Source organism: Corallococcus sp. CA053C, from assembly GCF_003611675.1.
GTDB lineage: Bacteria > Myxococcota > Myxococcia > Myxococcales > Myxococcaceae > Corallococcus.
Genome location: NZ_RAWA01000460.1, coordinates 1 through 7156, shown reverse-complemented (window position 1 = coordinate 7156; position 7156 = coordinate 1). Strand labels below are relative to the sequence as shown.

Genomic DNA, 7156 nt, shown 5'->3' with positions numbered 1-7156 from the left:
CTGCAACAGCCCGCGCAGCTCCACCCCCAGCGCCACCAGCCCCTCCGCCAGCGGCCGCGTCTGCGCGGGCGTCAACTCCCCGGCCAGGGCCCGCGCGATGGCGGAGTGCGTGTCCTCGAACCGCGCGCAGGCGTCCTGCACCGGCTCGCCCTCCTGCGCCACCCGCGCCGCCTCCACCAGCAGGTTGGTGATGCCCGACACCGCCGAGGCCACCACCGTCACCCGCTCCTGCTGGCGCGCCTCCGAGACCAGCGCCGCCACGCCCTTCATCCGTTCCGCATCCCCGACACTGGTGCCACCGAATTTCATCACGCGCATGGCACGACCTCCGCGCGGCACGACGGGACACGGCAGCGGCGGTAACTCATCGGGGGCGTCTGGGTGGTCATGAGGGTCCTTGGAGGGCTTCAGGTGGGGGCAATGAAAAGCCCCGCGCTCGGGGAGGAGCGCGGGGCCGGGGTCTTCGGAAGGGGGACCGGGAAGGTCCGTCCGAAGTCAGGCGGTCCGCGCTCCGCGAGGAGTCAGGCCGGTGCAAGTGCACGTCAGGGTCGTCGTCTGGAAACGCGTGACGGCGGAGGACGTCGTCCCCTCGTGCCGCAAGCTGTTCGCGCTCCGTCCGCCCATGGAGTCACCAGTCTAGCTGTTTCACGCGCTCCTGGTGAGGGGACGGGCAACCGGGCCCCCGGCCCCTGGCGCCCACCGTGGTGCGCCGCCCCCAGGCTGCCGACATTCAAGGTGCGTCACCTGTTGACCTACCTGGGAGCAAGCCATGGCCACCCGTAAGAAGAGCGACAAGGACGCCGGGGCCCACAAGCCCGGCTTCGCCAAGGACCGCGTGGAAGGCGGCCTGGAGGCGGACGACACCAAGCCCCTGTACGGCGACGACGTGAAGCACTCCACCGAGGAGCAGAAGTTCGCCTTCGACAGCGATGGCCCGGTGGGTGGCGACGTGAACAACCCGCAGAGCGTCCTCGACGACGTGGACGCCGAGGAGCGCGAGGAGCGCGGCCGCCTCAAGGCCGAGTCCCGCAACGCCGACACCGACACCGAACCCACCCGGGAATGAAGAAGGCCGGAGCCCCGACACGCATCGGAAGCCCCGGCCTCGAGAAGTCACCCGCGGGAAGACGCCTACGGGGTCGCGGGCCTGGACGCGGGAGCCGTGTCCGGGCCCGCCGTCTCCACCAGGGTGAGCTTGCCCAGGTTGAGCGGCGTCACCTGCTCCTGGATGACGAGCGGATCCCCCACGAGCACCACCTGCATGGAGGCCGGATCCAGGTAGGCCTCGGCCACGCGCTGCACCTCGGCGGCGCTCGCGTCGCGCAGGCCCTCCACGCTCTTCTTGAACTCGTCCATCGGGCGGCGGTGGAAGTAGAGCTGCGCGGCGCTGCCGCCCAGGCCCTCCACCGTCTCGAAGGCGCCGGGGAACGCGCGGATGAGCCCCTCGCGCGCCGCGGCCAGCTCCTGCTCCGTGATGGGCTTCGTCTTGAGGCCGGACAATTCCTTCATGAACTCGTTGAGCGCGGGGCCCGTGACGTCCTGCCGCACGGCCGCGTACGCGGTGAGCGGACCCACGCCCAGGCGCGTGCCCAGGCTCGCGTTGGCGCCGTAGCTGTAGCCCTTGTCCTCGCGGATGTTCATGTTGAGCCGGCTGCCGAAGAAGCCGCCGAACACCGTCGTGGCCAGCTCCAGCGCGTACTCGTCCGGGTGGCCCGCGGCGAGGCCGGGACGGCCCACCAGCACCACCGTCTGCTCCAGGCCCGGCTTGGGCACCAGGCGCACCTGCTCGCGCGGCGGCGCGGGAGGCGCGGGCGGCGGCTTGGGCGCCACGGCCCCACCCTTCCACCCGCCGAAGTACTTCTTCGCCCACGCCACCGCCTGCGGCAGCGTCACGTCGCCCGTCATGATGAGCGCGGCGGCGCGGGGGCCGGTGTTCTTCAGGTAGAAGTTCTTCGCGTCCGCCAGCGTCAGCGACTGCACCGTCGTGGGCGTGCCCCCGGACGTGTGGCCGTAGGGGTGGTCCTTGCCGAAGACGGCCTGGTAGTAGGCCTGCTGCGCGAGGAAGTTCGGGTCGCCCATGCGGCGCACCAGCTCGCCCAGCTGCTGCTTCTTGCGCCGGTCGAAGGCCTTGGCATCGAACGTGGGCCGCAGCACCACGTCCGACAGCAGGCTCATCGCCGCGTCCACGTTGGTCGTCAGCACGCGCGCGCCCACGAAGGCGCCGTCCGGCTCCACCGACATCGCGGGGGACACGCCCAGGTCACCAAACGCGTTGTCCAGCGCCACCGTGTCGCGCTTGCCCGCGCCCTCCAGCAGCATCCGGTAGGCCAGGTCCGCCACGCCCAGCTTCGCGGGGGGCTCCTGCGACACGCCCGCGGCGAAGGCGATGCCGACGAACACCAGCGGCAATTCCTTGCGCGTGCTGATGATGACGGTGAGGCCGTTGTCGAGCTGTGCCTTCTCGAACGTGGGCAGCACCAGCTCCGGCGGCGCGCCGGGCTTGGGCTGCGTGGCGCGGAATGACTCCGCGTCCGGCGCGGGGGTGGTGGGCTGCTGCGCCGGAGGCGACTCGGTGGGAGGTGGCTCCGCGGGCTTGGTGGTGGCGCAGGCGGAGACGGTCAGCGTGAGGAGGGCAGTGAGGATTCGGCGGTGCATGGTCAACGGGCCTCCTTGCCCGAACCGGAAGACGGCGGCGCGGCCTTGGACGACGGCACCGCGTGGAGGGTGACGCGCGCGTCGGGACGCAGCACGTCGGTGGCGAACTGCTTCACCTGCGCGGCCGTCACTTCCTGGTAGCGCGCCAGGTCCTGCGCCACGTAGCTGGGTTCGCCCACGAACTGGTTGTAGCTCTGGAGCGTGTCGGACTTGCTGCCCGTGCCGCCCACGGCCTGCAGGCCCGCGAGGTGGCGCGTGTCGAAGCGGGTGCGCGCGCGGACAATCTCCTCCTGCGTGACGCCGTCCCTGCGGACCTCGTCGAGCACCGCGTCGATCTCCTTCTGCAGCGCGTCCGTGGTGACGCCGGGCCGGGCCACCGCCTCGATGGAGAAGACGGACTGCGCGCCCTGGCTCTGCTGCACGGCCTCCACGCTCTGGGCCAGCTGCTTGTCCAGCACCAGCCGCCGGTACAGGCGGCTCGCGCGGCCCGTTCCCAGCGCGGTGGCGAGGATGTCCGCCGTCGCGTCCCCGGGCTTGAGGTACGGCGCCGTGAGCCACGCCATGGAGAGCAGGGGCAGCGTGGCCACCTTCTCGTCGTGGCGGATGACCACTTCCTTCGTGTGCTTCACGGGGGCCACGTCCGGGCGCTTGGGCTTGGGGCCCGACGGCAGCGTGCCGAAGTACTTCTCCACCAGCGCCTTGGTCTTCGCGACGTCGAAGTCGCCCACGATGGCGAGCGTGGCGTTGGCGGGCGTGTACCAGGTGCGGAAGAACGCCTTCACGTCGTCCACGGTGGCCGCGTCCAGGTCCTTCATGGAGCCGATGACGTTGCCCGAGTACGGGTGCGGCGCCGGGAACAGCGCCTGCCACGCCTTCTCCTGCGCTTCACCGTAGGGCGCGGTCTCCACGCCCTGGCGGCGCTCGTTCTTCACCACCTCGCGCTGCGTCTGCAGCTTCTTCTCCGTGAGCGCGTCCAGCAGGAAGCCCATGCGGTCGCTCTCCAACCACAGCGCGGTCTCCAGCAGGTTGCTGGGCACCGTCTCGTAGTAGTTGGTGCGGTCGAAGCTGGTGGTGCCATTGAGGTCGCTGGCGCCGGCCTGCTCCAGCAGGGCGATGTGCACGTCGTCCGGCACGTGCTTGGAGCCCTGGAACATCATGTGCTCGAAGAGGTGCGCGAACCCGGTGCGGCCGGGCTGCTCGTCATAGGCGCCAACGTGGTACCAGACGTTGACGGCCACCACGGGCAGCTTGCGGTCCACGGAGAGGATGACCTCCATGCCGTTGGGCAGCGTGTACTTCTCATAGGGGATGGCCAGGTTTTCACGGCCGGGCTCCAACGGCTTCGCCTCGGGCTGCTGGGCGAGCGCCGGAGTCCCCAGCAACAGGGCTGCGGCGGCGAGGGCCTTCAATCGGGACAAGGTTCTCCTCCACGGTTCAGGACAGTAACTCGCGCGCTTAACACGCGCCCCGGGGCCTGTAAGCCGGAAGGCGACCGGGTAGGCACCGGGGTGCCGGGTGTTGCTCGCCGTGCGACACTGCGGCCATGTCCCTGGATGTGCCCGCTTCCGCGTTGGCCCGCTGCGCCGTCCACCCGGAGCTGCCCGCGGCCGGCACGTGTTCGCGCTGCGGCGGCTTCGTGTGCGCGGACTGCGTGAGGGTCGTGCCGGGGCTGGAGGGCCGCGTGTTCTGCGCGGCCTGCGCGGCGCGCCCGGAGGTGAACTACCTGGAGGCCTTCCGCCTGGAGTTCTGGGGCCGGCGCGACCGGTGGGCGTGGACGGTGGGAGTCGTCACCCTGGCCCTCTGCGCGCTGGGGCTCGTCTCCGCCCTGGACCAGCGTGCACCCACCGCCTTGCGACTGTTGTTCACCTTCCTCACCCCGGTCCCGGTGGGTGTGGCCTTCTTCCTGGGACGCTCCTGGGCCCGGCATGCGCTGGTGGCCACGCCGGTGGCCACGCCGGTGGTCATGGCCGTCCTGCTGGAGCCCTCCTCCCGCGAGGAGGTCGCGCTGATGATGGTGTGCGCGGTGCCCGCGTTGATCATCGCCATCGTCATCCACAGCGACGTGCGCAATCAGCTCTTCTTCCGGCTGGACGTGACGCCCGGGCAGTTGAAGGCCCTCTGGAATGTGCGCCGCAACAACCCGCTCGCGCGACATGCGCTGAGCTTCGGGTTGGGCGGGGTGTTCATGCCGGTGTTCGCGCCGCTCGCGGTGCTGTGCGGCGCGGTGGCATGGAGGCGCGTGGACCCGGAGGCCTACCCGCCCATTGGTCGTGGGGGGCAGGCGCTCGCGGGCATCGTCCTGGGAGTCGCGAGCCTGCTGCTGTGGGGCTTCGTCCTCCTGTCCTTCCTCAGCCGCTTCCTGTCAGGGGTGGTGGTCCACAAGTGACGGCAGGCGGACCTCAGAAGGAGCGCGCGCTCATTCCGCCGTGGGCGCGGAGTTGGGTTCGCATGCGGTCGCCGGCGCCCTGGCACTCACCGCGGGCCGCGTCCAGGCTCAGGACGGTGTCCGTCAGCGTCAGGTCCCCCTTCTGGAAGCACGACGCCAGGGGCAGGTCCTGGATCCAGGTCTCCTGGCGGAACGTCACCCGCAGGGAGCCGCCCTCTTCCACCGCAAGCGTGGGATTGGTGGATACGAAGCCCAGGGTCTCCCCGGGAGGCAGGGTCAGGTCCATGGACCACTCCTTCCCATCGAAGAGGCTCGTCCGCGCCCTGAATCCATCACCCCCCGACACGATGGGATCCAAGCGGAAGCGGATGCCCGCGTAGAGCCCCGGGGGGATCTCCACCGCGTCTTCGTCTTCCGAAACCTGCGTCCCATGGATTGAAAACAGCGTCCCATTGACCAGGTTGAACACGAAGGGACCCGCGAGGCTCAGCACGCTGCGGTCGCCATCCGCCGCGTCCTCGCACCCCACGCCCGACGCCAGGGACTCCTTCACGTCCGCGCAGGTGCGGCCCGTGCCCAGCGTCAGCCGGATGTCGGCCAGCGAGGCGTGGGCCTGATCCAGGTGGAAGGACAGCCCGTCGCTGGAGACGATATCCGGGAGGGCAGGCTGGGACGTGAGGGCCCGGACACCGGAGGCCTGGAGCGAGTGGCTGGCGCTCAACGACGGCTGGAGGGCGAAGACGAGCCGGGTATGGGTTCCGGAATCACCGCAGCCGGACAGTCCCAGGCACGCCAATGACAGACACGCGAAACGCGACCACGAAGGAAGGGACATGGCAGGAGGAGAGGGACAGGGGAGCGCTCCGGCCAGCGTTCCAGTGGCGGACCCGAGGGCCCGGCGGGGCACAGCCTACCTGAAAGCCCGGGGGCCGCGTACCAGGGCGTCAGCCTTGCGGGCCCAATGCCGCCGGGGGTGGGGATGCCCAGGCGATGGACCGCAAGGAGGGCGGCGAGATGCTGGAGGCCGTCTCCGACCCGTCCCAGCCCGCGACCCACTGACCGCGGCTCACATCCCGCCGAGCTTCGTCTCCAGCTCCGACAGGTCGCGGTGCACGCTCGCGTCCGTCACCCGCAGGCCTTCCACCTTCCGCACCGCGGAGATGACGGTGGAGTGGTCCTTGCTGAAGCGCGAGGCGATCTCCGGGAAGGAGCTCTTCGTCAGCTTGCGGCTCAGGTACATGGCCACCTGGCGCGCGTGCGCCAGGGCCTTGTGGCGCCGGTCCTCCTTCAGCGCCTCCACCGTCACCTTGTAGAAGCGGGCCACCTCGCGCTGGATGGCGTCGATGTCCACGGAGCGCTGCGCGGGCAGGATGTCGCGCAGCACCTGGGCCGCGAACTCCTCCGTCACCGGCTGGCGCGTGAGGCTGTGCATCGCGGACAGCTTCACGAGCGCCCCCTCCAGTTCGCGCACGTTCTTCTGCACGTGCCGCGCGATGAAGTGCGCCACCGGGTCCGGCAGGTTCAGCCCTTCCTGTTCGGCCTTCTTCTGGAGGATGGCGACGCGCGTCTCGTAGGTGGGCTCGCGGATGTCCGCCATCAGGCCCATGGCGAAGCGGCTGCGCAGGCGGTCCTCCATGCCGGGGACCTCCGCGGGCACCATGTCGCTCGTGAGCACGATGGCCTTGTTGAGGCCGAAGAGCGTCTCGAAGGTGTAGAAGAACTCCTTCTGCGTCTCCTCGCGCTTGCCCAGGAACTGGATGTCGTCGATGAGCAGCACGTCGCACTCCTCCCGGAACTTGCGCCGGAAGTCCGTCATGCGGTGCTCGCGCACGCTCTCCACGTACTCGTTGGTGAACTGCTCGCTGGAAAGATAGACAACCCGCTGGGTGGGGTCCTTCTCCCAGATGTGGTTGCCCACGGCCTGGAGCAGGTGCGTCTTGCCCAGGCCGGTGCCGCCGTAGATGTAGAGCGGGTTGTAGTTGTGGCCCGGGCGGTGGGCCACGGCCTGCGCGGCGGCGGCGGGCAGCTGGTTGCTGTCCGCGACGACATAGGTGTCGAAGGTGAAGCGCGGGTTGAGGCGGGAGGGCCGCGCGGAGTTCACCTTGACGGTGGGGG

6 protein-coding genes and 1 pseudogene are annotated in these 7156 nt (G+C 70.2%); 2 read left to right on the top strand and 5 right to left on the bottom strand.

The features are described 5' to 3' along the window. Positions 1-318 (bottom strand): annotated as a pseudogene (locus D7V97_RS37280) (bifunctional aspartate kinase/homoserine dehydrogenase I); the annotation flags it as partial. Positions 319-769: 451 nt separating this feature from the next. Here D7V97_RS37280 and D7V97_RS37275 point away from each other — a divergent pair. Beyond that, positions 770-1066: a hypothetical protein gene (locus tag D7V97_RS37275; protein WP_120615371.1), complete on the top strand. Its 297-nt coding sequence runs from the start codon at positions 770-772 to the stop codon at positions 1064-1066. A 65-nt stretch (positions 1067-1131) separates the two neighbouring features. Here D7V97_RS37275 and D7V97_RS37270 read toward each other — a convergent pair whose 3' ends face one another. Next, positions 1132-2655: a pitrilysin family protein gene (locus D7V97_RS37270; RefSeq protein ID WP_120615370.1), complete on the bottom strand. Its 1524-nt coding sequence runs from the start codon at positions 2653-2655 to the stop codon at positions 1132-1134. Positions 2656-2657: 2 nt separating this feature from the next. Next, a complete protein-coding gene (locus D7V97_RS37265) occupies positions 2658-4064 on the bottom strand; it encodes a pitrilysin family protein (RefSeq protein WP_120615369.1) in 1407 nt (468 codons plus the stop codon). Positions 4065-4198: 134 nt separating this feature from the next. Between D7V97_RS37265 and D7V97_RS37260 the strand changes: the two genes are divergently transcribed. After that, positions 4199-5041 (top strand): DUF4190 domain-containing protein, encoded by an 843-nt coding sequence (locus tag D7V97_RS37260; RefSeq protein ID WP_120615368.1) that lies wholly within the window; start codon positions 4199-4201, stop codon positions 5039-5041. Between the two features lie 13 nt (positions 5042-5054). On the opposite strand, the gene D7V97_RS37255 is transcribed toward D7V97_RS37260, so the two are convergent. Both D7V97_RS37255 and dnaA read right to left on the bottom strand, forming a co-directional pair. Then, positions 5055-5876 carry a hypothetical protein gene (locus D7V97_RS37255; RefSeq protein ID WP_147445134.1) on the bottom strand — a complete coding sequence of 274 codons (822 nt, stop codon included), beginning with the start codon at positions 5874-5876 and terminating at the stop codon, positions 5055-5057. Positions 5877-6107: 231 nt separating this feature from the next. Beyond that, on the bottom strand, positions 6108-7156 hold a 1049-nt coding region (dnaA, locus tag D7V97_RS37250), incomplete at its 5' end, for a chromosomal replication initiator protein DnaA (RefSeq protein WP_120615366.1).

Coding starts and splice junctions, on each gene's coding strand:
- D7V97_RS37255 (WP_147445134.1), bottom strand. CDS start 5,876: ATGTCCCTTCCTTCGTGGTCGCGTTTCGCGTGTCTGTCATTGGCGTGC.
- D7V97_RS37275 (WP_120615371.1), top strand. CDS start 770: ATGGCCACCCGTAAGAAGAGCGACAAGGACGCCGGGGCCCACAAGCCC.
- D7V97_RS37260 (WP_120615368.1), top strand. CDS start 4,199: ATGTCCCTGGATGTGCCCGCTTCCGCGTTGGCCCGCTGCGCCGTCCAC.
- D7V97_RS37270 (WP_120615370.1), bottom strand. CDS start 2,655: ATGCACCGCCGAATCCTCACTGCCCTCCTCACGCTGACCGTCTCCGCC.